Source organism: Streptomyces sp. NPDC053560, assembly GCF_044544605.1.
Taxonomy (GTDB): Bacteria; Actinomycetota; Actinomycetes; order Streptomycetales; family Streptomycetaceae; genus Streptomyces.
This window is the reverse complement of sequence record NZ_JBITXI010000005.1, coordinates 82,910-107,675: the sequence shown is the minus strand read 5'-3', so window position 1 is coordinate 107,675 and position 24,766 is coordinate 82,910. Positions and strand designations below refer to the sequence as shown.

Annotated in this window: 38 protein-coding genes and 1 tRNA gene; 34 read left to right on the top strand and 5 right to left on the bottom strand. The window is 71.6% G+C overall.

What is annotated here, in order from left to right:
- The first annotated feature begins 271 nt into the window (after positions 1-271).
- Complete coding sequence (locus ACIGQF_RS13135; RefSeq protein ID WP_399709067.1) at positions 272-1,585, top strand: class I SAM-dependent methyltransferase; 1,314 nt, start codon at positions 272-274, stop codon at positions 1,583-1,585.
- 72 nt (positions 1,586-1,657) lie between these two features.
- Here ACIGQF_RS13135 and ACIGQF_RS13130 read toward each other — a convergent pair whose 3' ends face one another.
- Together ACIGQF_RS13130 and ACIGQF_RS13125 are read right to left on the bottom strand one after the other, a co-directional pair.
- Positions 1,658-4,195 carry an ABC transporter permease gene (locus tag ACIGQF_RS13130; RefSeq protein ID WP_399709064.1) on the bottom strand — a complete coding sequence of 846 codons (2,538 nt, stop codon included), beginning with the start codon at positions 4,193-4,195 and terminating at the stop codon, positions 1,658-1,660.
- A 66-nt stretch (positions 4,196-4,261) separates the two neighbouring features.
- On the bottom strand, positions 4,262-5,044 hold the full coding sequence (locus tag ACIGQF_RS13125; protein ID WP_399709061.1) for an ABC transporter ATP-binding protein: 783 nt from the start codon (positions 5,042-5,044) through the stop codon (positions 4,262-4,264).
- Positions 5,045-5,472: 428 nt separating this feature from the next.
- On the opposite strand from ACIGQF_RS13125, the gene ACIGQF_RS13120 reads away from it, so the two are divergent.
- Positions 5,473-5,557, top strand: a tRNA-Leu gene (locus tag ACIGQF_RS13120).
- 101 nt (positions 5,558-5,658) lie between these two features.
- Positions 5,659-7,443, top strand: coding sequence for a tyrosine-type recombinase/integrase (locus ACIGQF_RS13115; RefSeq protein ID WP_399709058.1), 1,785 nt, complete (start codon positions 5,659-5,661; stop codon positions 7,441-7,443).
- 6 nt (positions 7,444-7,449) lie between these two features.
- On the opposite strand, the gene ACIGQF_RS13110 is transcribed toward ACIGQF_RS13115, so the two are convergent.
- Both ACIGQF_RS13110 and ACIGQF_RS13105 read right to left on the bottom strand, forming a co-directional pair.
- Positions 7,450-8,031 carry a hypothetical protein gene (locus ACIGQF_RS13110; protein WP_399709055.1) on the bottom strand — a complete coding sequence of 194 codons (582 nt, stop codon included), beginning with the start codon at positions 8,029-8,031 and terminating at the stop codon, positions 7,450-7,452.
- Between the two features lie 7 nt (positions 8,032-8,038).
- Positions 8,039-8,521, bottom strand: coding sequence for a helix-turn-helix domain-containing protein (locus tag ACIGQF_RS13105; RefSeq protein WP_399710120.1), 483 nt, complete (start codon positions 8,519-8,521; stop codon positions 8,039-8,041).
- A gap of 251 nt (positions 8,522-8,772) precedes the next feature.
- On the opposite strand from ACIGQF_RS13105, the gene ACIGQF_RS13100 reads away from it, so the two are divergent.
- The 31 genes from ACIGQF_RS13100 to ACIGQF_RS12950 all read left to right on the top strand — a co-directional run bounded on the left by ACIGQF_RS13100 (position 8,773) and on the right by ACIGQF_RS12950 (position 23,563).
- Positions 8,773-9,045, top strand: a complete 273-nt coding sequence (locus tag ACIGQF_RS13100) for a helix-turn-helix domain-containing protein (RefSeq protein ID WP_399709053.1) — start codon at positions 8,773-8,775, stop codon at positions 9,043-9,045.
- Positions 9,042-9,368 carry a hypothetical protein gene (locus tag ACIGQF_RS13095; protein WP_399709050.1) on the top strand — a complete coding sequence of 109 codons (327 nt, stop codon included), beginning with the start codon at positions 9,042-9,044 and terminating at the stop codon, positions 9,366-9,368. The genes ACIGQF_RS13100 and ACIGQF_RS13095 overlap by 4 nt, the downstream gene beginning before the upstream one ends.
- Before the next feature lie 88 nt (positions 9,369-9,456).
- On the top strand, positions 9,457-9,603 hold the full coding sequence (locus ACIGQF_RS13090) for a hypothetical protein (RefSeq protein ID WP_399709047.1): 147 nt from the start codon (positions 9,457-9,459) through the stop codon (positions 9,601-9,603).
- On the top strand, positions 9,600-10,481 hold the full coding sequence (locus ACIGQF_RS13085; protein WP_399709044.1) for a hypothetical protein: 882 nt from the start codon (positions 9,600-9,602) through the stop codon (positions 10,479-10,481). Before ACIGQF_RS13090 ends, ACIGQF_RS13085 begins: the two co-directional genes overlap by 4 nt.
- Positions 10,474-10,713, top strand: a complete 240-nt coding sequence (locus ACIGQF_RS13080) for a hypothetical protein (RefSeq protein WP_399709041.1) — start codon at positions 10,474-10,476, stop codon at positions 10,711-10,713. Before ACIGQF_RS13085 ends, ACIGQF_RS13080 begins: the two co-directional genes overlap by 8 nt.
- Positions 10,710-11,753 carry a YqaJ viral recombinase family protein gene (locus ACIGQF_RS13075; protein ID WP_399709038.1) on the top strand — a complete coding sequence of 348 codons (1,044 nt, stop codon included), beginning with the start codon at positions 10,710-10,712 and terminating at the stop codon, positions 11,751-11,753. The genes ACIGQF_RS13080 and ACIGQF_RS13075 overlap by 4 nt, the downstream gene beginning before the upstream one ends.
- Positions 11,754-11,757: 4 nt before the next feature.
- Positions 11,758-12,750 (top strand): recombinase RecT, encoded by a 993-nt coding sequence (locus tag ACIGQF_RS13070; RefSeq protein ID WP_399709035.1) that lies wholly within the window; start codon positions 11,758-11,760, stop codon positions 12,748-12,750.
- A 121-nt stretch (positions 12,751-12,871) separates the two neighbouring features.
- Positions 12,872-13,735 (top strand): hypothetical protein, encoded by an 864-nt coding sequence (locus ACIGQF_RS13065; protein WP_399709032.1) that lies wholly within the window; start codon positions 12,872-12,874, stop codon positions 13,733-13,735.
- Positions 13,732-13,953, top strand: a complete 222-nt coding sequence (locus tag ACIGQF_RS13060) for a hypothetical protein (protein ID WP_399709029.1) — start codon at positions 13,732-13,734, stop codon at positions 13,951-13,953. The genes ACIGQF_RS13065 and ACIGQF_RS13060 overlap by 4 nt, the downstream gene beginning before the upstream one ends.
- 8 nt (positions 13,954-13,961) lie before the next feature.
- Positions 13,962-14,465: a RusA family crossover junction endodeoxyribonuclease gene (locus tag ACIGQF_RS13055; RefSeq protein WP_399709026.1), complete on the top strand. Its 504-nt coding sequence runs from the start codon at positions 13,962-13,964 to the stop codon at positions 14,463-14,465.
- Positions 14,462-14,809 (top strand): hypothetical protein, encoded by a 348-nt coding sequence (locus tag ACIGQF_RS13050; RefSeq protein ID WP_399709023.1) that lies wholly within the window; start codon positions 14,462-14,464, stop codon positions 14,807-14,809. Before ACIGQF_RS13055 ends, ACIGQF_RS13050 begins: the two co-directional genes overlap by 4 nt.
- Complete coding sequence (locus ACIGQF_RS13045) at positions 14,809-15,030, top strand: helix-turn-helix domain-containing protein (protein WP_399709020.1); 222 nt, start codon at positions 14,809-14,811, stop codon at positions 15,028-15,030. The genes ACIGQF_RS13050 and ACIGQF_RS13045 overlap by 1 nt, the downstream gene beginning before the upstream one ends.
- A 299-nt stretch (positions 15,031-15,329) precedes the next feature.
- Positions 15,330-15,668, top strand: a complete 339-nt coding sequence (locus tag ACIGQF_RS13040) for a WhiB family transcriptional regulator (protein WP_399709017.1) — start codon at positions 15,330-15,332, stop codon at positions 15,666-15,668.
- 34 nt (positions 15,669-15,702) lie between these two features.
- Positions 15,703-15,870, top strand: coding sequence for a hypothetical protein (locus ACIGQF_RS13035; protein ID WP_399709014.1), 168 nt, complete (start codon positions 15,703-15,705; stop codon positions 15,868-15,870).
- Between the two features lie 19 nt (positions 15,871-15,889).
- Complete coding sequence (locus tag ACIGQF_RS13030; protein ID WP_399709012.1) at positions 15,890-16,333, top strand: hypothetical protein; 444 nt, start codon at positions 15,890-15,892, stop codon at positions 16,331-16,333.
- A complete protein-coding gene (locus ACIGQF_RS13025) occupies positions 16,320-16,601 on the top strand; it encodes a helix-turn-helix domain-containing protein (RefSeq protein WP_399709009.1) in 282 nt (93 codons plus the stop codon). Before ACIGQF_RS13030 ends, ACIGQF_RS13025 begins: the two co-directional genes overlap by 14 nt.
- On the top strand, positions 16,598-16,924 hold the full coding sequence (locus tag ACIGQF_RS13020; protein WP_399709006.1) for a hypothetical protein: 327 nt from the start codon (positions 16,598-16,600) through the stop codon (positions 16,922-16,924). The genes ACIGQF_RS13025 and ACIGQF_RS13020 overlap by 4 nt, the downstream gene beginning before the upstream one ends.
- A 72-nt stretch (positions 16,925-16,996) precedes the next feature.
- Positions 16,997-17,302 (top strand): hypothetical protein, encoded by a 306-nt coding sequence (locus ACIGQF_RS13015; protein WP_399709003.1) that lies wholly within the window; start codon positions 16,997-16,999, stop codon positions 17,300-17,302.
- A 63-nt stretch (positions 17,303-17,365) separates the two neighbouring features.
- The gene (locus ACIGQF_RS13010; RefSeq protein ID WP_399709000.1) at positions 17,366-18,421 is read left to right on the top strand and encodes a hypothetical protein; all 1,056 of its coding nucleotides are present in this window, start codon (positions 17,366-17,368) and stop codon (positions 18,419-18,421) included.
- A gap of 11 nt (positions 18,422-18,432) precedes the next feature.
- Complete coding sequence (locus tag ACIGQF_RS13005; RefSeq protein WP_399708997.1) at positions 18,433-18,858, top strand: hypothetical protein; 426 nt, start codon at positions 18,433-18,435, stop codon at positions 18,856-18,858.
- 217 nt (positions 18,859-19,075) lie between these two features.
- On the top strand, positions 19,076-19,387 hold the full coding sequence (locus ACIGQF_RS13000; RefSeq protein WP_399708994.1) for a hypothetical protein: 312 nt from the start codon (positions 19,076-19,078) through the stop codon (positions 19,385-19,387).
- A 5-nt stretch (positions 19,388-19,392) separates the two neighbouring features.
- The gene (locus ACIGQF_RS12995; protein ID WP_399708991.1) at positions 19,393-19,758 is read left to right on the top strand and encodes a hypothetical protein; all 366 of its coding nucleotides are present in this window, start codon (positions 19,393-19,395) and stop codon (positions 19,756-19,758) included.
- Positions 19,755-19,922 (top strand): hypothetical protein, encoded by a 168-nt coding sequence (locus tag ACIGQF_RS12990; protein WP_399708988.1) that lies wholly within the window; start codon positions 19,755-19,757, stop codon positions 19,920-19,922. The genes ACIGQF_RS12995 and ACIGQF_RS12990 overlap by 4 nt, the downstream gene beginning before the upstream one ends.
- The gene (locus ACIGQF_RS12985) at positions 19,919-20,269 is read left to right on the top strand and encodes a hypothetical protein (RefSeq protein ID WP_399708985.1); all 351 of its coding nucleotides are present in this window, start codon (positions 19,919-19,921) and stop codon (positions 20,267-20,269) included. Before ACIGQF_RS12990 ends, ACIGQF_RS12985 begins: the two co-directional genes overlap by 4 nt.
- A 10-nt stretch (positions 20,270-20,279) precedes the next feature.
- Positions 20,280-20,903, top strand: a complete 624-nt coding sequence (locus tag ACIGQF_RS12980; RefSeq protein ID WP_399708982.1) for a hypothetical protein — start codon at positions 20,280-20,282, stop codon at positions 20,901-20,903.
- Positions 20,900-21,256: a hypothetical protein gene (locus ACIGQF_RS12975; protein ID WP_399708979.1), complete on the top strand. Its 357-nt coding sequence runs from the start codon at positions 20,900-20,902 to the stop codon at positions 21,254-21,256. The genes ACIGQF_RS12980 and ACIGQF_RS12975 overlap by 4 nt, the downstream gene beginning before the upstream one ends.
- Positions 21,253-21,855, top strand: a complete 603-nt coding sequence (locus tag ACIGQF_RS12970; RefSeq protein ID WP_399708976.1) for a hypothetical protein — start codon at positions 21,253-21,255, stop codon at positions 21,853-21,855. The genes ACIGQF_RS12975 and ACIGQF_RS12970 overlap by 4 nt, the downstream gene beginning before the upstream one ends.
- Before the next feature lie 56 nt (positions 21,856-21,911).
- The gene (locus ACIGQF_RS12965; RefSeq protein ID WP_399708973.1) at positions 21,912-22,103 is read left to right on the top strand and encodes a hypothetical protein; all 192 of its coding nucleotides are present in this window, start codon (positions 21,912-21,914) and stop codon (positions 22,101-22,103) included.
- Positions 22,100-22,549 (top strand): hypothetical protein, encoded by a 450-nt coding sequence (locus ACIGQF_RS12960; RefSeq protein ID WP_399708970.1) that lies wholly within the window; start codon positions 22,100-22,102, stop codon positions 22,547-22,549. The genes ACIGQF_RS12965 and ACIGQF_RS12960 overlap by 4 nt, the downstream gene beginning before the upstream one ends.
- The gene (locus ACIGQF_RS12955; RefSeq protein ID WP_399708967.1) at positions 22,539-23,138 is read left to right on the top strand and encodes a hypothetical protein; all 600 of its coding nucleotides are present in this window, start codon (positions 22,539-22,541) and stop codon (positions 23,136-23,138) included. The genes ACIGQF_RS12960 and ACIGQF_RS12955 overlap by 11 nt, the downstream gene beginning before the upstream one ends.
- Entirely contained in the window at positions 23,135-23,563 is a 429-nt protein-coding gene (locus tag ACIGQF_RS12950; RefSeq protein WP_399708965.1) for a hypothetical protein, read from the top strand. The genes ACIGQF_RS12955 and ACIGQF_RS12950 overlap by 4 nt, the downstream gene beginning before the upstream one ends.
- A 71-nt stretch (positions 23,564-23,634) precedes the next feature.
- On the opposite strand, the gene ACIGQF_RS12945 is transcribed toward ACIGQF_RS12950, so the two are convergent.
- A complete protein-coding gene (locus tag ACIGQF_RS12945) occupies positions 23,635-24,360 on the bottom strand; it encodes a GntR family transcriptional regulator (RefSeq protein WP_399708963.1) in 726 nt (241 codons plus the stop codon).
- Positions 24,361-24,766 lie beyond the last annotated feature (406 nt).

The following is a 24,766-nucleotide window of genomic DNA, read 5'->3' as shown; positions in this document are numbered from 1 at the left end:
TCCCGGCCCCGCCGGGAAGCCGGCCGCACACATCCGCCGAAGGGCGTCTGCCATCCGTGGGGCAGGCGCCCTTCGGCGTGTTCGTGGCAAGGGGCCGCACGCCGGTGCGCATACCGGCCGCGCGCGCCGCCCCTTCGGCGTATTCACAATGGCGCCGGTGCCGGGCTTTGCTGTTCCCTTACGAACGAACGGGACTACCCGGGCCCCGCCAGGCGTTTACGTGGTGGGTGAAACTATCTCGCCCCGACTCGTCAATACGGAGGTGTGCGACATGGCCGACGCCGCTGGACGGCTCACCAAGCTCGCCGAGGAGGTACTGGGCGCCCCGCTCCCCGTACGCATCCGGGCCTGGGACCACAGCGAGTCAGGTCCCCCGGGAGCCCCGGCCCTCGTCTTCCGGAACCGGCGCGCCCTGCGCCGCCTGCTCTTCAAGCCCGGCGAACTGGGCCTGGCCCGCGCCTGGGTGGCCGGTGACCTCGATGTCGACGGTGACCTCTACGCCGCCCTGGACGGTCTCGCGGAGATGATCTGGGAGCGCGACCCCGACGAGGACGCCAAGCCGCAGCGGGCCGCCGTCCTCCGCGCCCTGGCCCGCCCCGAGATCCGCAGTGCGGCCCGCGAACTCCTCTCGCTCGCCGGCGCCCCGATCCCGCCCCGGCCGCCCGCCGAGGAGGCCCCCAAGAGCCACGGCCCGCTGCACACGCTGCGCCGCGACAAGCAGGCCATCAGCCACCACTACGACGTCGGCAACGACTTCTACGAGCTGGTCCTCGGCCCGTCCATGGTCTACTCCTGCGCCTACTGGGAGAGTCCGGACGCGACCCTGGAAGAGGCCCAGCGCGACAAACTCGACCTCATCTGCCGCAAGCTGAACCTCCAGGAGGGCGAGCGGCTGCTGGACGTGGGCTGCGGCTGGGGCTCGATGGTGCTGCACGCCGCCCAGCACTACGGCGTGAGCGCGGTCGGCGTCACCCTCTCCGAGGAGCAGGCCGCGTACGCGCGCAAGCGCGTCGCCGAGGCCGGGCTCACCGACCGCATCGAGATCCGTGTGCAGGACTACCGCCTGGTCAAGGACGGCCCGTACGACGCGATCTCCTCCATCGGGATGGCCGAGCACGTGGGCCGGGCCCGGTACGCCGAGTACGCCGCCGACCTCTACGGCCTGCTCAAGCCCGGCGGCCGGCTGCTCAACCACCAGATCGGCCGCCGCCCGATGGCCGACGAGGACAGCTACCACGTCGACGAGTTCATCGACCGGTACGTCTTCCCCGACGGCGAACTGGCCCCCGTCGGCCGGACCGTGACGCAACTGGAGGACGCCGGCTTCGAGGTGCGCGACGTGGAGGCGATCCGCGAGCACTACGCGCTGACGCTGCGTCAGTGGGTGGCCAACCTGGAGCGCCACTGGGACCGCGCCGTACACCTGACCACGCCGGGCCGGGCCCGGGTCTGGCGGCTGTACATGGCCGCCTCGGCGCTCTCCTTCGAGCGCAACCGCATCGGCGTGAACCAGGTCCTCGCGGTCCGCACGCCCGAGAGCGGGACCTCCGGCGTGCCCCTGCGGGCACGGGAGTGGCGGGGCTGAACGCCCGGCCGTGACACGACGGGAGCCCCGGTCCGATGAGGACCGGGGCTCCCGTCGTGTGCGGCGGTGCGGCTACTCCGCCTTGATCGCGGCCAGCATGTTCAGCCGGGCCGCGCGGCGGGCCGGCCAGAGCGCCGCCAGCACGCCGACCACCGCGGCGAGCGCCAGGAAGAGCGCCATCCGACCCCAGGGCAGCACCATTTCGTACGTGGCCAGGTCGCCCTCGATGAGCTTGCCGCCGGCCCAGCCGAAGAAGACGCCGAGGCCGATGCCGAGCACCCCGCCGAAGAGCGAGATCACCAGGGACTCCAGGCGGACCATCCGCTTGATGCCGCGCCGGTCCAGGCCGATCGCCCGCAGCATGCCGATCTCCTGCGAGCGCTCGAAGACCGACATCGCGAGGGTGTTGACCACGCCGAGCACCGCGACGATCACCGCCATGGCCAGCAGCCCGTACAGGATGTTCAGCATCAGGGTGATCATCTGCGCGATGCCCTCGGAGACGTCCTTCTTGTCCTGGACCGCGATGGCCGGATTGTCGCCGAGCGCCTTGGCCAGCGCGGCCTGAGTGGCCTCCGACGGACCGCCCGCGGTCTTGACCATGACCTGCATGTCGGACGCGTTCTTCTGGTGCGGGTCCAGGGTGGCGGTGTCCAGCAGGATGCCGCTGATCAGCTCGTTGCCCTCGTAGATCCCGCCGACGGTGAGCCTGCCGTGCTTGCCGTCCTCGTACGTCGTGGTGAACGTCGAGCCGACGTGCCAGCCGTGCCGCTCGGCCGTGTCGCTGTCCACGACGGGCCTGTCCGAGGCGAGGCCGTCGAGGGAGCCGGACTTGAGGTCCAGCCGGGTCAGCTCGCCGAGGTCCTTGCCGTTGACGCCGGTGAGGTACTCGATCTCGCCATTGACGCGGGCCGGGGCGTTGCGCATCGGGCTGGACGCGGTGACCTTCGGGTTGTCGGCCAGCTCGGCGGCGACGTCCGCGGAGAGCGGCCCCTTGTTGACCATGCTGACGACGTAGTCCGCCTTCATGGAGTCGGTGGCCATCTTGTCGACGGCCTTCTGCGCGCTGCCCGCGATCACGGTCAGGCCGGTGATCAGAGTGAGGCCGATCATCAGCGCGGAGGCCGTGGCGGCGGTGCGGCGCGGGTTGCGTACCGCGTTCTGCCGGGCCAGCTTGCCGGAGATGCCGAAGACGCGCAGGACCGGGGCGGCCGCCGCGATCAGCGGCCGGGACAGCAGCGGGGTCAGGATGAAGACGCCGACCAGCAGCAGCGCAGCGCCGCCGCCCATGGGGGCCTTGCCGCCGTCGCCCATGCCGGTGGCCAGCAGGACCAGGGCCGCGCCGGCGGCCGAGACGACCGCGCCGAGGGTGTTCCGGACGACCAGCGACTTGGTGGAGGCGGTGGCGTGCACGCTGTTCATGGCGGCCACCGGCGGGATCTTCGCGGCCCGGCGGCCGGGCAGCCACGCGGCCAGCATGGTCACCACGATGCCGACGGCGAGCGAGGCCAGGACCGTGCCGGGGGAGACGACCAGTGGGCCGTCGGGCAGGGTCTGGCCGGTGGCGCCCATCAGGGAGCGCATCCCGGCGCCGATGCCGATACCGGCCGCGAGTCCGGCGACCCCGGCGACCGCGCCCACGACGAACGCCTCGATGAGGACCGAGCGGGTCACCTGGCGGCGGCTGGCGCCGACCGCGCGCAGCAGCGCCAGTTCCTTGGTGCGCTGGGCGACCAGCATGGTGAAGGTGTTGGCGATGATGAAGATGCCGACGAAGAGCGCGATCCCGGCGAACACCAGCAGGCTGGTCCGCATGGAGCTCATGCTCTCGGCGATGGACTTCGCCTGGTCGTCGGCCAGCTTCCGGCCGGTGGTCGTCTCGGCCCGGTCCTTCGGCAGGATCGCGTCGATACGGTCCTTCAGCTGCGCCTGGGAGGTGCCGGCCGCGGCCTTGACCTGGATCTGGTCGAACCCGCCCGGCGCGTCATAGAGCTTCTGCGCGGTGGCGGTGTCGAAGAGGGCGATGCTGCCGCCGGCCGCGGCGTTGCCGTCGTCGGTGGTGAAGATGCCGGTGAGCTTCTCCTTGCGGACCGGGCCGTCGACGGAGAGCCGTACGGTGTCGCCGACGTGGAAGCCGGCGCGGTCGGCGGTCTTCGCGTCGAGCGCGATCTCGCCCGGGTTCGCCGGCGCCTGGCCGTCCCGCATCGGGTAGCGGTGGTCCTGGCCGTCCTTGCCCGGGTAGTAGTTGTGGCCCTGGCTGCTGAAGCCGTCGCCGAGGAGCTTGCCGTCCTTGCCGGCGACGGCGGCGAAGCCGGAGACATCGCCGGTGACGCGGGCGGCGCCGGGGACGCCGGCCGCCTTGTCCAGGAGGCCCTGGCTCAGCCGGGGGGACTGGCCGGGGCTCGCGGAGGGGCTGTCGGACCAGGCGGGCGTGATGGCGACGTCGACGTCGTCGAAGCCCTTCTGGGAGGAGCGCTGGAAGGCGTCGGAGACGGTCGAGGTGAAGACCAGGGTGCCGGAGACGAAGGCGACGCCGAGCAGCACGGCGAGCACGGTCATCAGCAACCGGGCCTTGTGCGCGAAGACGTTGCGCAAGGCGGTACGGAACATGAGTGGGTCAGTCCTGAAGGTGAGGTCCGGAGGACGGGGCGGCGGAGCGGGGCGGGTACGGGCCGGTCAGCTCGTACGGCCCTTGGCGTCGAAGCCCTTCATGCGCTCCAGTACCTTGTCGGCGGTAGGGGCGGCCATGTCGTCGACGATCCGGCCGTCGGCCAGGAAGACCACGCGGTCCGCGTAGGCGGCGGCCACCGGGTCGTGGGTGACCATCACCACGGTCTGGCCGAGCTCGCGCACGGAGTTGCGGAGGAAGCCCAGGACCTCGGCGCCGGAGCGGGAGTCGAGGTTGCCGGTGGGCTCGTCCGCGAAGATGATCTCGGGCTTGGAGGCCAGCGCGCGGGCCACCGCGACGCGCTGCTGCTGGCCGCCGGAGAGCTCGCTCGGGCGGTGCTTGAGCCGCCCGGAGAGGCCGACGGTCTCCACGACCCGGTCCAGCCACTGCTTGTCGGGCTTGCGGCCCGCGATGTCCATCGGCAGCGTGATGTTCTCCAGCGCGCTGAGCGTGGGCAGCAGGTTGAACGCCTGGAAGATGAAGCCGATCTTGTCCCGGCGGAGCTGGGTGAGCTTCTTGTCCTTCAGGCCGGTCAGCTCGGTCTCGCCTATGCGGGCCGATCCGCGGGAGATGGTGTCCAGGCCGGCCATGCAGTGCATCAGCGTGGACTTGCCGGAGCCGGAGGGGCCCATGATCGCGGTGAACTCGGCCTGCCGGAACTCGACGCTCACGCCGTCCAGGGCGACCACCTGGGTCTCGCCCTGTCCGTAGACCTTGGTGAGATCCGTGGCGCGGGCGGCCACCGCGGTGGCGCGGGTGGCGGTGGGGACGCCGGAGTGGGTGGTGGTCACGGGATGGTGCTCCTGTCGGGACGTAGGGGCCGTGTAAACGGTCGGATTCCATCGTCCGGGAGCGGATCGGGCCGGGCGTCAGCCCCTGCGCCGGTCTCTCGGGGGGTCTGCGGTCGGACCCGTGAGCCCCTGGGTCCTCCTTGGGGATGAGGGCGACCCTGAGGCGCTGACGGGACGGCGGGGGCCCGGGGAGACTGGGGAGCAGGGGGCGGAGGACAGCGAGTTTCCGTCAATCCGGGGGCGACGGCACCGTTGACGCGTGAGCGGGGCGGTTCGGCCCTGGGCATGTGCCGAAGGCGAGTACCACGTGCTGATGCACCCTCAGTTGCCAATAAAATAAGACAACCTCAGGGCCTCCCGCCGCTGTTCGAGTGGTGTCGCGGGCTAGGCTCGTGGTGCCGTCTTCGTGACGGCGTGGGGGGATTCGGGCCCGGATGGTGGAATGCAGACACGGCGAGCTTAAACCTCGCTGGCCTTCGGGCCGTGCCGGTTCAAGTCCGGCTCCGGGCACCACCCGTGTTACACGGCTTGACCTGCGAGAATGGCTGATTCTCGCAGTGGTCTGTTCTGTCTTTGGGAGCACCGTGGGAGCACGGGACGCTTAGCATGCCCTCATGGCGTACATCGCAACGCGCAAGAACAAGGCTGGCGAGGTCACCAGCTACCAGGTGAAGTGGCGGCTGAACGGGAGCCGATCCGCGCCGCAGCAGTCGGAGCGTTTCGACGACGAGGACTCGGCCAAGGTGTTCCGGGCCGCTGTCGACGACAACGGCCAGCAGTGGCCCCCGGGCTGGGTCAAGGGCAAGGGATTCATCGACGGGTCGGCCGGCGAGGCCGACGACGCGAAGTACCGCTTCGACCACTTCGCGCGGGAGTCCATCAAGAACCGGACTGGCATCGAGGACCGCTATCGCGACGCGATCCTCAAGGAGCTGGAGACGTACATCCTGCCGACGTTCGGGAACTGCGACGTCCGCAGCACTGACCACTTCTCGAAGGCCACGGTCGGCGCGTGGATCAACCAGATGGCCAAGACGAAGGTGTGGCGCGGCTCCAAGCACAAGCCGATGTCGGCGAAGACGCTCAAGAACCTCCATGGTTTGCTGTCGTCGATTCTTCGGGAGGCCGTGCAGGCCGAGCCGCCGTTGCGGGCGCGGAACCCCTGTGAGCTGACTCGCCTGCCCCGGATGGATGAGGACGGCATAGACGAGGACGACGACGGCGGGGAACACATGGAGTTCCTGACGCCGGATGAAGTGGAAGGCGTCGTCTCGTGCCTGACGCGGCCGGAGGACCGGCGCCTGGTGCGTGTGAAGTACGCGACGGGTATGCGCTGGGGCGAGATCACCGCGCTTGCGAAGCGCCACGTCCTCGAGGACGAGCCGGGCAAGCCGAAGCTGCGGGTCGCGAGGGCCTGGAAGCGGTCGAAGGAACGCGGCTACTACCTCGGCAAGCCGAAGAGCAAGCGGTCGCGCCGCACGCTGCGGGTGAGCACCGCGGCGTTCGCGGAGCTGGTCGAGCACGGCCTGTACGAGCTGACGCCCAGTGACCTGATCTTCTGCGGGGCGGACGGCGGCCGGCTCGCGTACTCCACGTTCTACGACCGGTGGCAGATCGCTGTGGCGCTGGCGAAGGAACGCGGCCTGCTCCCGTCGTTCAAGCAGCCGACGTTGCACGACCTCCGGCACAGCCACGCATCCGCGCTCCTGTCCGCTGGCCACTCTCTGACGTACGTCCAGCGGCGACTCGGCCACGAGTCCATCACCACCACCTCGGACCGCTACGGCCACCTGCTGCCGGAGGCCGACGACGCGGCCATGGCGACCATCGACAGGTCCCTCGGTGGCGACCAGACGCCCGAGCTGGTCGACGCCGAACCGGTCGCGCCGATGCCGACCAACCCGGTCTTCGCGGTGCACCTGGGCGCGATGCTGCTGGGCTTCTGGAAGCGGGAGCACGCCGAGACCACCGCGGCCGGCTGGGCGCAGGACGCGGGCGGGCCGGTGCGTGTCGAGACGTGGTCGCTGGAGTGGTGGCAGCGGCAGGTTCTCCGGGGCGTGCACGAGGTGCGCAGCGGCGTACCGGAACGCGTGTGGCTGTGGGAAGTCGGACCTGCCCGGTATGGCGCCGACGGCGCGGAGTACGCGGCCGGCGCCGGAGTTCACGAGCTGTCAGGCCGGTGGGTGTGGGACTGGGAGAGCGGCTACACCGAGGAGCCTGCCGAGGCCCGCGCCGAGTGGGTCAAGGGCGAGCCGGTGACGGAGGCCGCCGCGTGGGGACTGGACCGCGATGCAGTGGAGGCCGCGTACGCTCAGGCGCGTACGGACGCGCTGCGTGTGTGCGGGCTGAACCCGGCCGCAGTGGGGACCGGCCGGGAGGATGCAGTGTCCGACGCCTGACTCACGTCACTTGGGGTCGGCGGTACCCCAAGCCTGTGTGGGCAGAGCCTCGTTGTCCTTCCCCGCGCTTCCAGGCAGCCGGGTGCACGGGGCGACAGCGTCGCTGGAGTTTCCGCCTGTGCGGGAAGCGAAGAGCATCGCTCTCTGCTGGAGCGTGTCGGTGACGACGCGGTTGTAGTCGGTGGCGAGTTCGTCGTATTCGATCTGTAGCCGGGCCTCTTTGAGATGCGACTGGGCGAGTTGGTAACTCAGGTGCACCGTGGATACCGCAGTGGAACGGTTCACCGCTTCTTCTCTGAGGGTGAGTTCGTTGAGACGTCGATCCATCTCCGCGTTGAACCGCTGGTGTTGATCGGCCTGTACGGCAGTCTCGCGGCGCATCGCCTCCAGGAAGGACAGCATCCAAGGGCGGAGGAGAGCCGCCGTGAGGATCAGACCGCAGGCCACGACGAAAAAGACGCGAGCTCCGACGAAGAGGGAGAAGTCCGCTGCTGAGCGCTTTGCGATTCCTTCCGCGAAAGTGACGGCACCAGAGGCGCCGAGGGCGAATCCAGCCAGCGAAGTAGCTGCGGCGATCCGATGAGGCATCCGGGGCTTACTCCCTTGCGACTGCCCCCGTGCGCTCGCCTGCCGGGCTCGCGTCCGCCTCCCGCTGTAGACGGATGGCGTGTTGGATGCTGCCGAGGAGCATGGCTCGGATGCCTGGTTCCGTGACGCCCCAGGCATCCGCCGCGGCGTCGGGGGAGAGCGATTGTGGACGTGGGGTGACCGAGAGTACAGCCGATTCAGCGTCTTGTGGCCATGCTCCGTCTGAGATCACCCCTGCGGTGACCAGCAGAGTTCGCACGTCCGTTTGAACGGCGCGTGCGATGGCTTCGAGCTGCTGAGGCATCGGCAGCGTTTTCCCGGTCACCATTCGCCCGACGGCAGACGGGCTCATTCCGGTGTCGCGGGCGAGCGCTCCGCGCCCGCCCCCTCCGGGGGATAGGTCATATCCGGCGTCAGTGGCGAGTTTCTTCACCAATGCGCCGAATCGCTGGGCCGGGGTGTCCCCGCCCGGTTGGTGGTCAGATTCCATGCTCCGCATACGTCGGAGAGTAGCGCGCGGGCGTGCTACTGGGAACGGCTTGCATGCGTGCGTCATTGCAGGTCGGAACGCATCTTCGGGCTTATTGCAGGCGGAGCGCGGTGTGCGCCGGGGAGTGCATTACGGAAAGTTTGCTGCCGCTGGGCTCGTGGCTTGCTTGCATGCGTGCAAATCACTGATCTAGTCTGTGCATGCATGCATGCCGTGCATGCGTGCAAGACACCGGATCACGAGGGGGCCACATGGAAAGGACGCCGGAGTTCGCCGCCGTCCTCAGTAAAAGAGCGCTGGCAGCGGGCGACACCACGCACTACGCCATCGCTGAACGCGCCGGAGTCCGCGAGTCCACGATTTCCCGCCTGCTGGCCGGCCGCACCGCGCCGTCCCTGTCGACGCTGATCGCCGTGGCGGACGCCTACGGCATGACGCTGGACGAGCTTGTCGGCCGCACCACCCACGCCCCAGGCGTCCCGCAGCAAGGCGCACAGCCGGCGCGTGCCGAGGCAGCGGCATGACGCGCCGCACCTGGAACCGCCGCGACTACTGCCGCTGCACCGCGGTGCAGAACTGGGACTACGACGAAGCGGCGAAGAAGCTCCGCTGCTTCCGGCGGTGGCTGGAGGACAACATCTCCCGCCTGCCGCACCAGAAGATCGGCGGTTCCGTCGCGTTCTGCGACTGCGAACTCGCCCTCATCCAGGCCATTTGCAGCGTGATGCCTCCCGGCGTGCTGCCCATGTCCGACGACAGCGGCCAGGAGCAGCAGGAAGAAAGCCCCGTCTCCGAACTCGCGCACATCCGCCCCGCTGGGGCGCGTAAGCGGCGGTCCGTCGGATGACGGCGGTCCGGAACGGCACGGCCGGCCAGGGCTACGTGCCGCCCGGGACCACCCAGCACCTCAACCCCAACGACGAAGTGAGGCACTGATGACCCAGCACTGTAGCGCGCACGACGCGCGCACCTGCCGGTGGTGCGCGCCGCTGCGGCACCCCTCGCAGGTCCGCGTCCGCCGTGCGCTGGCCGCGATCCCGCGCCAGACCCGCTCGGCCGCTTCGACTGGCGGTGTCCAGTGACGGGCCGCTCCGGGCGCCGGTCGTCCATCGACCACAAGGCGGTCGCCGCGAAGGCCCGCGCCGAGCGCGGCGTGTGGCAGCTCGCCGGTCTGTACCCGTCAGCCGAGACCGGGCAGAGCGCCGCGCGCCGCATTCCCCGCGCCGAGCGGATGCGCGCGTATCACCCGCCCGGCACGTTCGAGGCGTACTCGGCTCCGCACGAGAAAGACGGCGCCACCGCTGTGTGGGTGCGCTACGTGGCGGGGCTGCCGATGCCGGAGCCGCGGCCTTCGACGATGTCCTACCGCGTGATCGACCGAGGGGACGGACCGGGCTACACCGGCGTTCGCATTGTCACCGTTCTCGTCGAGCCCGAGTGCCCGCGCTGCGGCGGCCCCCGAGGCAAGCCCAGGAATCACCGCTTCTGCGAAGACGGAGCCTGGTACGACGTCGACAAGTGGGAAAACCCGTGCGGCCACGTCGACATGTACGCCGCCGTCTTGGCCGAGCACCGCAAGCGGCTGGAGACGATCGAGCGGGCGGAGCAGCAGGCCGCCGCACACGCCGCCGCAGCGCCCAACGACGCCGGCGAGTACACCGACGCCGTCGCGCTGCTGAACGCCGCCGCCGCCGAAGTGTCGGGACTGCGCGCCAAGCAGGCCGCCGCGTTCCTCGACACCCGCGGCCACCACGAGGCGGCCCGCCGCATCCAGGAAGAGGTGGCTAGCCACCCGCGCATGTCCGCCCGGCAGGCCGCCGTCTTCCTCGTCGAGCTGGCCGCCGCCCGAGCCGCCTGCACCCAATGCAAAGACGGGCGGATCAACTACAAGGCCCGCGACGGCGAGTTCGTCAGCCTCCCTTGCCCCACCTGCCGCAGGGAGGTCGTCCCCGTTGCGTGACCTTCCGCGCGATGTGCGCTCCGTCCCCGACGTGGCCAAGGCCCGCATCGCACTCAGCGAAGACCCGGAGGCGTTCCAGCGCCTCATGCGCCGCAGCATGACCGCCCTGAACCGGGGCGCGGATCTGGCCACCGCCGCGTGGACCGCCGCCGACCCCGTCGCTCTCGCCGCCGAGATCGAAGCCCTCGCGGGCCTCCGCCGCCTCAACACCTGCCGGGAGGACGCCCCGTGACGACAACCACGATCAGCACCGAGACGGGGGCGCCGACCGCGCGTCTGCTGCTGCCCGCCGACGCGCCCCGCGAAGAGTGGGAAGCGGTACGCCGTGCCGGGATCGGCGGCAGCGACGTCGCCGGCATCCTCGGCCTCGCCGGGAAGCACACCGGGCCGCGGCACGTCTACGAGGAAAAGCACGGCCGCCCCACCTTCACGGGCAACGAAGCCGCCGAGATCGGCACGGAGATCGAGGACTTTATCGCCCGCATGTTCACGAAGCGGTCCGGCGTGAAGACCACGAAACCCCCCGGCACGCTCGTGCACGTCGACCGGCCGTGGATGCGCGTCAACGTCGACCGCTACACCTACGACCCGCCGGGACCGGTCTCCGGCCTCCTGGAGTGCAAGAACCGCAGCGAGTACCAGGCCGACCAGTGGGAGGACGGCGCAGTCCCCGACGCCCCCGCGATCCAGTGCCACTGGGGCATGGCCGTAGGCGGATGGGATCACGGCTACGTGGCCGCGCTCGTCGGCGGCAACAAGCTCCGCTGGGTCCGGCTGGAGCGCGACGAGGAGATGTGCGAATGGCTCGTCGACTACTGCGGCCAGTGGTTCGAGCGGCACGTCGTCGAGGGCCTGCCGCCGGAGGCTGACGGACTGGAGGCCACCACCGACCTGCTGGGAAAGCTGTGGTCGGTCAAGCCCGAGGCCATCGCCGAAGTCGACCTGGCGAAGGCGAAGGAACTGCGCGCCCGCCGCGCCGACTTGAAGGCCCGCGAGACGGCCCTCGACGAAGAGCTGCGCACCGTCGAGAACGAGATGCGTCTCCTGACCGGAGAGAACGAGATCGCCAAGGCCGACGGGCGGCCGGCCTGGTCCTGGAAGCAGAACGGCGCCTTCGCGTCGAAGCGGTTCCGCCAGGAGCAGCCGGAACTGGCCGCGCAGTACACGCACATGGTCCCCGCGATCGACACCGACCGCCTCAAGGCGGACCACCCCAAGACCTACGCCGACTACCGCGCCCGCGTCCTGCGCGTGCCCGAGAAGGGGGTGTGACCCCATGGCCACGAACACACTCAAGGACCGCGTCCGCGCGGCCACCAGCGACAAGCCCGAGCCGGTCGCGGCCGTAGAGGGCGCGTCAGCCGACGAACTGCACGCCGCTGAGCGGTCGGAGGGCGGCGAGACCACCGACACGGTCATGACCTGGCTGGAGCGGTACGACGCCCACTTCACCAAGGCCCTGCCGTCCCACGTGGACAGCCGCGTGTTCCTCGCGGCCGTACGGGACGCCCTCCCCGGCCTGGCCCGCTGCACCCCGGCGAGCCTGCTGCAAGCACTGCTGACCTGCGCCCGGTTCGGCCTCGTCCCGGACGGCAAGCACGCCGTCATCAAACGCGAGGGCAAGCTGGCCGTCTTCGTGCCGATGTACCAGGGCTACGTCGAGCTGATGTACCGCTCCGGCCGGGTCGGCAGCGTGCACGTCGGGATGATCCACGCCGGGGACGAGTGGAACTACGAGCCGACCGCTCCGGCGCCGCTCGACTTCACGCACAAGCCGGCACTCGACGTGAGCCGCGAGGACCGAGGCAAGCCGATCCTCGCCTACGCCTTCTGCTGGCTGGCCGGTGGCGCCCGCTCCCAAGTCGTCATCCTCACGCGGGAGGACGCCGAGGAGATCCGCGACGAGTACAGCGAGGCGTACCAGCGGGCGCGCGACGCGGGCCGCACGGATTCGTTCTGGCACACCGACTTCGACTCCATGTGGAAGAAGTCGGCGCTGCGCAGGCTGCACAAGGTTGTGCCGATGTCGGCGGAGCTCGTGCAGCTCACTCGGGCTGACGACGCCGGCGACGCCGGTCAGGTGCAGCTCTTCCACGCCCCGGACGAGGACGCGCAGCTCCTCGCCGACGCCAAGGCCGCACACAGGGCGGCTGAGGGCTCGCAGGAGCCGCGGGTGCCGGTGCCGCTGCCCCGGAAGAAGAGCAGCGGCCGTTCGCAGCCCCGCCGGACGACCCGCAGGCAGCGCACTACCCGGAGACGCCGCCGGTGACGTGGCTGACGAAGCCCTGGTGCCCGGTCGCCGTCGCCGAGTGCGACGGCGGCCGGCCCAGCCGGGGATACGCGCGGTGACCGGCGCCTCGTGGGCCAGCGCCTTGTCAGCCAGTGCCGGGATGAGCCTCCTCGCCACCGTCGTACGCACCTGGCCCGGGCGCAGAGCCGACCACCGCGGCTTCCACCGCGGCTCCCCGTGGGTGTGGTGCCCCGCCGAGGAGACCGAGACGCCGCACCAGCTCGATGCCGGAGTGCGGCACTGCCTGTCCTGCAAGACCTCAACGACGAAGGGACCGACGATGGATGAGCCGTTCGGGCCGGAGTACGTGAAGCCGAAGGGTAAGGACTGCCCCAACTGCCTGTGCTGCACGCAGGCGTTGTGCGAGCGCGGCCGGAACAGCGTCCTGGAGTGCGCCGGGCACACCACGGCCGAGCTCCGGGAAGTCGTGTTCGGCTGCCCCTGCTCGGCAGCGAGGACGCCCAAGACGGCGTCCTGGCGTGCCTCGCAGGTGCGGGCAACCCGCATGGCGCGGGAGGTGCCGCTGGGGCAAGAGGCGGAACTGCTGCTGCGGGCCCTGGCCGACGGGCGTGACGTCGACGAAGACGGTGAGCACTTCCCCCAGTTGAAGGTGCGCGGCCTCGCCGACCTCGAGGAGCTGCGGCCGGTGGTCACCGAATTGGGCCGCACGTACCTGGCGGCGCGGGACGACGTCCGCGCGGACACCCCAGTGCGGGTTGTCGACGTCGACGTGCCGTCGCGTACGGCCCGGGTGGAGGTCGCCGCCTGGCAGCCAGACAAGCCGGTGACGGTGCTGCTGGACCAGGTGCTCAGTGACAGCGGCCTGGACGTCGACTCGCTCCCCGGCCGGTGGTTGACGGCCGAAGCGAACTGCCACGCCGACGAACATCGCCTGGTCCTCACCGGGTTCCGCAAGTCCGAGGAGCTGCCCGCCGGGTGGATGTCGGTGGGTGAGGACGCGTGACTGTGCTCGCTGTCGTCATTGCCTGCGTGTGGATGGCCGGTATCCCCGCGGTCGCCGCCGGACTGTGGCACCTGTCCAAGGACGACCCGTGGATGAACGCGGCGTTCACCGTGAACACCGAGGCCGCGTGCCTCATCACGGCCATCGCGGCCGTGTGCTGGCCTGTGGCGCTGCCGCTGGCGGCCCTGCTCTCGCTGGTGCAGCGGGGTGCGAAGTGAACGCGGCCATGGACACGGACGCCGCGCTGACCGTGACGGTGTACGGGCTTCCGGCGCCGCAGGGCAGCAAGAGGTCCCTCGGCAACAGCGTGATGGTGGAGTCCTCCATCCACGTGGGGCCGTGGCGCGAGGCCGTGGTGTGGGCGATGAGGCAGGAGATCATCCGGAACCGCGGCTGGAGCGCACTCGACGAAGCGCTGGAAGCCAGCATGGTGTTCTCCTTCGCCCGGCCCAAGTCGCACTACGGCACCGGGCGGAACAAGGGAGAGCTCAAGCCGTCGGCCCCGGCCCGGCCGGCCACGGTCCCCGACCTGAGCAAGCTGGCCCGCTCGACGGAGGACGCGGTCACCACCGCGGGCGGCTACCGGGACGACGCGCTGATCGTGGGCTACCGCCGCCTGGAGAAGCGGTACACCACGGACCACGGCCAGGTGCCGGATGTGCTGGACGTGCAGGGCGCCGTGATCCGTCTGTACCGGTGCGAGGCACCGCCGGGCGGTGACCACCGATGACCAGTGACGAGATCGCGGACGCGCTGGACTCTGCTGACGGCGGCCCGCCGAAGCCTGCAACCCGGCCCAGGCAGCGCACGGTACCGGCAGCGTCGTGGCGGGAGGCGTTCCAGGCACGGACCGTCGAGATGGAGGACGGTCACGTGCACTGGACCGGCGCGACCGGCAAGCGCGGCACTCCGGTCCTGAGCTTCCGTGGGCAGGTCGAGACCGCGTACCGGCTGGCGTTCCGCTGGCACTACCGGCGGGAGCCCGAGGGCAACGTGCGGCCGACGTGCGACTACCCGTGCTGTGTGGCCGGTGGGCATCTCGCTGACCGGCTCATGCGGGGAGGTGGCGCGTGATGTTCCCCGGCGCGACGTGGGACCACGGCATCGACCTGATCGCGGTCGAGCGTGCCGCGTCGGGTCTGGGGCCGTGCCCGGAGCTCACCGAGGAAGAGCAGCGCCGGGCAGTCCAGGTGATGCAGGAAGCCGGGTGGGGCGCGGTAGCGACCGGCAAGCGGCTCGGCATCTCCGAGCGGACGGTGGGTCGCTGGCTCGACGTCGACGGGGAGTCGTCGTGATCTGGGTCGAGCTGTTCCTGGCGTACGGCGCGGCCGTCGACGCCGTGTTGGCTGCCGCTCCCATCTGGGTGCCGCTGCTGCTCTCGCTGCTGTCGATAGCGCGCGGGGCGCGGCGGTCTCCGCCACCGCGACACAGGCGCGTCCGGACACGGGCCGGACACCGTCCGGACAACGTCCCGGACGCGCCTGCACGGGGGGATTCGACGAAGGGGCTGACCTGCACGGACACGCATCCGGACGTGTCCGCAGGAGCCGGTCCGGACACGTCCGGACAGCACAACGACGCAAGGAGCTGACCCATGGCACGACGCAGCCGCCCCGCCCCGGACAACCTGCCTCGCCCCTACCACTGGTCGGACGACGCGGCGTGCCGGGGCATTCCCACGGCGGTCTTCTTCCCGGCGGGCAAGGGCGGCGTCCCGATGAAGATCGAATCGGCGTACGCCAAGAGCTTCTGCACCGGATGCCCGGTCATCGCCTCTTGCCTCACCCATGCACTGACGAACCGCGAGGACTTCGGCGTATGGGGCGGGCTGGACGAGGACGAGCGGGCCGAGATGGTCCGCCAGGCCCGGCTGGAGGCCGAGAGGCGCCGCCGACGAGAACGGGAGCAGGCCCGTGGCAAAGCGGTCGCGTAGAGCCCAGCCGCCTGCGAGCGGCTTGCTGAACTGGATGAGCAGCACCCACTGGTCGGAACAGGCCCTGCCGTGCCGGTACTGCGGGAGGCCGACGCATCTGCGGGACTCTCGTGGCTCTCCGGCGCACAAGGTCCACGCCGAGGACGCGCTGGCCCGCCAGCAGGCCGAGGCGGCCGAAGCGTACGGGCAGGGCGCGCTGTGACCGCCCGGGAGTGGACGTCATGAGCCCCGGCCTGCTCACGCACCTGGTGCGGGAGGCGCGGGAGGCGGCCTGCGGCGGGGATCACCGCTGGGCGGCCGACATCGTCCAGCGAATCGCCGACGAGGGCGACGCTCTGGATGTGGTGGCCGCCTGCCGCGTCTTCGCCGACACCGCAGTGCGGGCGCTGCACGTCCTGTACGAGCCGCCCGATGCAGCGCAGGACGAGATGTGGGCGCTCACCGACCTCGGCTGCGCGGACGGCTGCCCCCACCGCATGTTCGCCGCCCGCCTGGTGACCGCGCACGCCAACCAGGACTCCGAAACCGTGATCGCTCTCGCCGCCGCTGCGGCCGACGCCTGCCCGGCTGACCGGGCCGCGTCGCTCCGGGAGCTGGTCACCTACGCGGCCGGGCTGGAGGCCCGTGCCGCCGGACAGAAAGAAGGAACCGATGGACAGCACTGACCCGACGGTGCAGGACTCGAAGCCCCTGCGGCGGGGAGTCCGGAACGGGAAGAGGTACCGGCCGCGACTGCGCGGAGAGGAGCGAGCCAGCCTGCGCAGAACCCTGGCGTCGGCCTACGACGGCGGCGATTCGATCCGCAAGCTCCTCACCGAGCACGAGCTGTCGTACGGACTGACGCGCACGCTGCTGATCGAAGCGGGCGTGACGCTGCGCTCCAAGCGCGGCTCCCGCGGCGAGCGCAACAGTAGGACGGCGGCCACGTCATGAACCGCCGTCAGCATGCCGTCGCCGTCACGGCCGCCGCCGTCGTCGTCCTGATCCTCGCTCTGCTCTTCGCGCTGCTCCTCGCCCTGGCCGGCTCCGGTGAGGGGGAGGAGAGCGGGGTGTGCGGCTGGGTCGCCGCCGAACCGGCCGCAGCCGCCGCACCTGCGACGAAGCGGCCGAACCCTGCCCCGCCAGTCCAGACGCGCGCCCCGGCACGGCCGAAAGCCACGACGCAGCAGCCGGCGCCGACGTCCCCGCGCACCGCCCGGCCCACCAGCAAGAGCCGTCACGACGGCAGCGGTTTCGGCATCGACCTGTGCGACTGACCCGGCGCCGCCCGGACCCGAGACGCCGACGCGCCCCCGGGTCCGGGCACGCCCGCAGGAGAGGAGATCCCGATGCGAAGGACCAGCCCGTGCCGTAACTGCGGCTGCCCGGTGCTGTGGACCATCACCGCGGACGGGAAACGCATGGCTGTCGACCCGGAGCCGCACGTCGACGGCAACACCGCGGTGTACCGCGACGCGAACGACACCTGGCATTCCCGCCGCCCCACCCGCCAGCGCCCGGTCATGGGCTGGGAGCGGATGCACAAGCCGCACGTCGCCACCTGCACCGGTAGGCGTCGCCAGGCCCGGCGGAAGCCGCTGCCGCCCGGAGTGGCGGACTTGTCGGCGTACCGGCGCCGCCCGGACCGCCGGTGACGGCCGGCTTGCCGCACCGCACTTCGACCGTCACCCCCTACAGCACGACCGAGAAGAGACGCCGTGAGCAACGAGCCGGAGGACTCCGAGCGCAAGTCGGGCTGCCCGCCGCACGAGTTCGGCAACGCCCTGGCGTGGCGCTGGACCCGGGAGATGCCGCCCGTCCTCAAGGGCGGGTTCCTGACGCTGCTTTATGCGATGCGCGCCATGGCCGCGGTCAGCGGAGAGCTCCGGTTCACAGGAGACGGGCGGCCCATCCGTATCCAGGACATCGCGAGGGCCGCCGGGTGCCGCGAGAAGGACTGTAGGCGCTACCTGGATGCCGCGATCGCCGCCGGTGTCGTGGCCGCCCGGGGGCAGCGGCGCCGGGGCACGCCGACGCTGTACGCGCTGGTGCTGTGCCCCTGGCCGGCGTGGCAGGCAGCCGCCGACCACATCAAGGCGACCGCACGCGCCCGCAAGTCGGAGGAAACCGAGAGAAGTTCGGGCCACAGCGGCCCGAACTCAAGCGAGGAGGGTTCGGGCCACAGCGGCCCGAACTCGGATGAAGAAGTTCGGGCCACAGCGGCCCGAACTGGGCCGGAAGAGGTTCGGGCCACAGCGGCCCCTACGGGTTCGGGCCACAGCGGCCCGACCGGTTCGGGCCACAGCGGCCCGAATAACCCAGGGAGTACCCATGAAGACACCCAAGAGAGGGCTGAGGTAGTACCTCAACCACAGGAGTCCTCGAGCGCGGCCGACACAGACGATTACCCGCCGATCCCGAACGAGGCCCGGCGCTGCCCGTGCGGCAAAGGGCGCATCCTCCGCGCGGACCGCGACCACTGCGGAGGCTGCCTCCGCGAGCAGGACCAGGCCGCAGCCGAGGCCCGCAAGGCACGCGAGAAGGCCGCCCCGCCCGTGCAGGGCGCGTTCCTGCTGCCGCTGGCCGGTGGAGGCCAGGGGAGCCCGCACAAGCGCCGTGAGCCCGTCCCGTGGCCCACAGAGGACCCGACGGCGCCGCTGCGGACCTGCGAGTGCGGACGCACCTACCGGCTCGCCGACCAAGACCGGTGCCCCGTGTGCGTCGTCGCCGCCGAAGAGGCACGGCGTGACCTGGATGCGGTGAGCAACGGGTGAACCCAGACTTCTTGCCGCCGCTTGCCCGGTCCCTGCGGACCCTCGGCGACTTCGCCGCCCGTCACGAGGTCAACGACGCGACGCTGGCGGAGATCGCCGAGGAGCTGGACCGGGCGCGGGTGCTCGTCGCGTCGGCCAGGGGAGCGCGGCGGGCGAACGCCTGCACACGGCACCCCGGCGGCCCCGTCGACCCGACCGCCGAGAACGGATGCCTGCTGTGCGGCACCACGGCACGCCGACCGGCGCGGCCGATACCCGAGGACTTCGTGCCCGGCGAGGTGCTGCGGTTCCTGACAGCTCACGGACACGAAGCGGCGGCCGACCAGTTCGGAGCCCGGGCGGTCGCCCGGGCGCTGGCGACCGGCGGACGACACCCCAGCCAAGGCAGGCCCACCGCGGCCGAACCGCCCGAGAGCGAAGGAGAACCGGCGCAGTGACCCAACCGCCGCGCGGCCCCTACACGGGCCCCCCGTGCCCTGCCTGCCACGCCCCGAAGCCCAGCCGCCTCTACCTGTGCGGCGGCTGCTGGGACCAGCTCCCAACCCCCGCGCGCCGCGCCCTGAACCGGCGCGACCGTGCGGCCCTCGCCCGGCTCCGGGCACTGCACGCACACATCGACAGCGGGCGCCCGCTCGCGGAACTGGAGATCGCATCATGACCGACACCGTTGCTTGGAACTCCCGCCTCGGCGTCACCGAAGCCCTGGAAGACGCGGGCTGGACCGGCGACGTCGACGACCCGCTGAGCATCCTGCGGCACCCCTCCGGCGCCGTGTGGGCCGTCGTCAACGACGCCGGCGACTGCGGCGTCCACACGCCGGCCGGAGGCAACGCGGACTTCCCCGGCGACGTGGAGGACGCGGTCGTGATAGCTGCCGCGCTCACGGCGGCCGGGCAGCTCACCCCCTCAGTGACCGTGCCGCTGCCGCAGCCTGCTGCCGCCAACTCACAGCACCCGGCCCGGTGATGCGGATGCGGACCCTGTGCCTGGCCGTCTACGCCAGTGGTTACCTCCTGGCCGTGTGGAACGGGGCCACAGCCATCGACGCGGGGCGGGATGACACCGCGGTGGCGCTGTTCCTCCTCGCCGCTGCGCTGCTGCTGGCCATGCGCCGCGAGTACCGGCACGCCGCCCAGCAGGCCAGCACCGCGAGCCCCTACCGAGCCCTCGGGTTTCCCGCCCCTGCCGACGCGGCTGCCCGCGACGAGCTCGCCGCCGTCGAGAAGGCCGTGGCCGACGCCGTGCCGCCCGGCTGCACGTGCAGCGTGTGGTGGTCCACCCTCGGCGCACGCCACGGCCCGCGGTGCCTTGCCCGCGCCGGCAAGGACTCGCCGTGAACCGGCCCGACACCGATGGGCCGGACGAGGACCGTGCCGCCCCGGCGACCGAGCAGCACTTCGCGCGGCTCCTGGCCGTCGTCGTCGACGAGGACAGGGGAGAGTCCCCGTTCGGCTGGAGCCCGCTGCCCCCGAGTAACACCGCTACGAGGAGGACACGTTGACCGGCACGTACGGAGACCCGACCCGCTGGGACGAGGTGCCGCCGGACCTGTTCGCCGCCATCACCGCGCATCTGGCCCGCGCCGGCTGGGCCGACACGGGCACCAGCGAACACACCGTCACCGTGCCGTGCGACGAGCGCGCCACCGGCCTGCCCGAGGCGAGCGGGCGCGGCGAGCACTTGTACGCGGTGTGGGGCGGGACGCACCCCGAATGGCTGTGGGGCACCGCCCACCCCGACGCCGAAGGCGGCGGGCACCTCGTGCCGCTCCTCGCCCGACCCGACGACGCCGCCGAGATCGCCGCCCAGATCGTCCGAGTCCTTCGCACCGGCCGAGCCCTTCCCTGAACGGAGACCCGTGACCATCAACCTCGCACCGTCCGTCGGCCTTGACGCCGCCGCCCGGCTCCACTTCACCGACCCCCGCATCACGGCCCTGTCCCAGACGATGCACGCCGCTTCCGACGTCGCCGGGAAACGGCCCTGGCACATGCTCGACTGGCACGAGCAGCACGTATGGCGCACCGCTGCCCGTGACTGGCTCCGCGCCGCCGTCGCGGTCGGCATGCTGCCCCTCGTCGACCCCACGACCGGCGACGCCCTGGCCGCCGTCCAGCTCGACGTCCGCCCCGACAACGGCCTGCCTCGCCCCGGCAACCGCGGCCGTGCCGCGACCTACCGCGAGGCCGCGTCGCTCATCGCTCCCGAAGCGTTCGGCTACGGCGGCCCCGACCACCACGAGGCGTGGACGGCGGCCGTGGAGAAGCTGCGACGCGTGGCCGACGAGGTCGACGACGACACCGCCGGCCCCGGCGACACACCAGACCATCTCGCCGCCGCCCTCGCCCGGTTCGCGATCTGGGCGGGGCAGCTCGACGCCGCCGCGCAGGACGCCGCAGGCGACCGCACGGTCACCGATCCGACGGCCGACGTCGTCCGCAGCATCCTCGACGACACCCGGCACGGCCAGGTGCCGCTGTGACCCCGCTCCAGACCGCCGCAGCCCTGACCGTGTCGGCCGGCGTCGTCTACGCGGCCGGACACGCCCGTCTGCTCTCGCGCCTCCTGGGCTGGGCCGACGCGCAGACAACGCGGCCAGCGTGGCATCCGCTGTTCCTCCTCGGAGCGCCCATCGTGGTGGCCGCCCTCGCCCTCGCATGGCTCATCAACCCCGGCCGTGCAGCGGACGACCGGCGCCAACGGCGCGCGGAAACCACCCTCACCACCCCGCTGCCCGGCTACGACCTGCAACGGAACCGGCGCCGGATCGGGGGTCCGCGATTGCCCTACCATCCCCGTCCACCGCAGAGCACCCGAACCGAAGGAACAACGTGACCGAGCCCCACAGCACCAACGGCGCAGCCCTGGCCCTCGCGCAGCGCGACAGCGCCGCGCCCCCGCCGCTGCCTCCCTACTCCGGCGCGCTGACCCGCTGCGTGAAGTGCTCCCACCACGAGGCGCTGACGGTCTACCGGCCCGCCACCCCGCGCTGTCTCCACGACTTCAACGGCCGCACCGAGCCGCGCGGCCCACTGCCCGAGCGGCTGGAACGCTCGTGCATGCGCTGTGACTTCCAGTGGGACGAGGCCCTGTCGCCCGCACCTGGTGCCAGGCCGGCCACCGTCGACGAGGTCGCCTACGCGCTCAAGCAGTGCGCCCCGTACTCGGTGAGCGGGCAAGCAGCCGCCTACACCGCCGCTCGGCTGCTGGAGGTCTGCCACGTCGTCCTGCGAACCGAGCATCCGATCTGGGCGCACGTCGCCGCCGCCGAATCCGACGCGGCCCCGCCGCAGCCGCAGCCGCAGCCGGAGCCGCAGCCGGAGCCGCAGCCGGAGCCGGAGCCGCAAGCCGGACCTCAGCTTGCGCAGACGCCCGTGACGCTGGCGGAGATGCCGAACGGGGCGAGGACGTACCAGCGCAGCAGCGAGGGGTGACCGTGTCCGGACAGCGTCCGGACAGCCCGGACACCCCTGGCGAGGACAGCCCGGACATGCCAGCTCCGCGCATGTGGGTGGCTGCCCGGGCCAGCGCGGACAGCGTCACGGACACGTCCACGGCCGGTGTCCGCACGCTGTCCGCGCGCAGGGTGCGGCGCGACCAGGTCGCCGCGGCCATCGCCGCCGCGTTCGACCTCCCGCCGCGCCTGATCGCCCCCGACTGCCGGGAGGCGTGGCCCTCATGACGTCGGATCAGGACCGTGCCCGCGCTGTGGTCTTCCTCACGGTCCGGCTCGTGCGCCGCCACGACCTGACCGCTGAGGAAGCTGTCACCGCCATCGCCCAGGTGCGGGCCGGGCAGGACGGGCCGCACACGCAGCTCGTCCGTGAAGAGGCGACCGCCGTGATGCGGGAAGCGGCAATCCCGATCCGCAGGCTGCTCGACGCGCTACGGCCCGTCGCCGTCGCCGCTGCCCGCGCATTCGCCGACATCGCCCGGGCGCTCCGGCCGATACAGGCCGCCGCCGCGCGCACAGCCCGCGCCGCCCGGCGAGACCGGCCGGACTGGGCATCCCCGTACGGCCCGCCTCCCCGCCGCGGCGGCCGGGGCAACGCCCGGACGGCCACACGTGCCCGCACCAGCCGGCGCCGACCGCAGCACCATCGGAGGGAGCCACGACGTGACTCATGACCAGGCGAGAAGCGCCCCGTGCGACGTCGTCCGCGTCACCCCGTCCGACACGGACGGCAACCCCCAGCACGACGAGGCGAGCGTGCACCACTTCTCGAAACCGGTGTCTCTCCTCTACGCCACGCGCCGAAGCGAGACGCTGAGCGGCGACCGGCGCTGCACGGCCGACCGGCCCCGGCTTCCCGGCCTCGTCGCGCTCACGGCACTCCCAGACCATGCGGAGCCCGCCGCCGTCGACGCGCTCGCCCGCGTCCTCGAGGAGCGGCGGGGCCGCATCACCTCGGTCGACGCCTGGTCGCAGTCCACCGATGGCTTCTGGGTCTACACGCTGGTCCTGCGGTGGCAAGACCTTCCGCCCGAGGACTGGCCACACGACCTGGCGCCGGATGCGCGGACCCTCGCGGTCGCCGTGTCCCGTCCCGCGCACGAGCCGTACCCGTGGCCTGACCCCGCGCCGTTCCTCGGCCACCCGGATACCTCCATCGGCACCGAAGTGTTCCTGTCGACGGATTGCGAACCGCCCCCGCCCGCCACCCAGGTTCGCGGCCCCGCCCTGGCGGCCGGTGCGGTAGGGGACGGTGCCCAGTGACGATCGCAGTCGACTTCGACGGAGTCGTGCACCGCTACTCGCGCGGCTGGCAGAACGGCTCGATCTACGATCCGCCGGTCCCGGGCGCCGTGAACGGCCTCCGCATGCTGATGGAACGCGACGCCGTATTCATCCACACCAGCCGCGAGCCGGAGCAGGTCATGCCGTGGCTGGAGGAGCAGGGCTTCGACGTCACGATCGACGACCGGTGCGGCGTGTGCGAGCGGACCCGCCCCGACCCGGCTTGCGAGGACTGCGCCGGATCGGGCGTGCTGCGATTCTGGCGCATCCGCGGCCAGCTCCTCGTCACGGGCCGCAAGCTGCCTGCGGTGGTCTACCTCGACGACCGCGCCGTGCGGTTCACCGACTGGGCGCAGGCTCTCGACGACATTGCCCGCTACGCCGGGCGGACCGGCCGGCCGTAAGGCCGGAAACACGACGTCGGCCCTCCCCGGCTACCGCCGTGGGAGAGCCGACGCGCGCTGAACCGCTGCGGCTACTCGACGTCGACGTCCGCCGACAGCGAGCGCCCTGGCCCGACGAAGTCGACCGCGTACTCGGTCGGGTCGCCGTTCTGGTCCCAGTAGATGTTCACCGCCGCCAGGTGCATGTCGCCCTCGGCGACGTCCTCACCGAGCAGCGGCGCCAGCTCCCCGGGCACCGGCCGCAGCTCGTAGGTGTCGCGGCGCTTGGCCACCCGCCTGCCGGTGCGCTCCTCGATGAGCCCGAACGTCAGCTTCGGCAGCGGCTCCGGTTCAAGGAACTCCGGCGCGGCATCCGCGGTGGCCCCGGTGATCCACGTCCGCGACACGGTGACCACACCACCGGCGTCCAGGTAGCGGCGGCAGCGCTCCGCGACCTCGTCCCCCTCGTCGACGCCGAGCGCGTCGGCGACCTCGCCAGTCGCCGGGAGCCGCCGCAGGTGGAGGATTTCGACGCGCTCCCCGGGGCCGGCCGTCGGCTGCGCCGCCCTCAACGCACCGATCGGTGCGGGCTTCGGCGGGATCACGACGGTGCCGACGCCGGGCTTGGACTCGGCGAACCCGCGTGCCCGCACTTCGCTCAGCACCCGCGCGGCGGTGGCCGAGCTGATCCCCTTGGTCCGTACGAGCTCCCGGGCGGACGGCACCATGTCGCCGGGGCGGAATCCCGGGTCCTTCGCCTTGATGCGGGTGATGATCTCCTCTGCCAGCACTCGGAACTTGTCGGGTCGCGGCACCATCGCAGCCCTCCTGTCTTGGTGTTCGGGCGTCACGGGGGTGAAGCGGTGTTGACACCCCCAGGTGTCTTAAGACACCTTAGAGCGTGTTCGGCCTGGACGACAGGCCGGAATCCAGCCCGCGAGGGTCGCCGGCACCGGGTGGCCACTAACGCCCGGTGCCGTGCCTCACCTCCCAGGGCGCGCGAAAGGCCCCCAGCAGGCGCTACCGACGCCGAGTGCTGAGGGCCTTCCAGTCCCCTGACGCCTGACAACCCAGACCAGGAGTGGGAACGCGTGGAAGGTATCAACGCCCTCGCTGTACTGAACAGCGGCGACATGTCCAAGAGTGACGACCGCAAGGCCCTGTCCAAGAAGGTCGACGACGCCAACAAGCGCAGCCAGAGCGGCAAGTAGCCCCCCGGATACG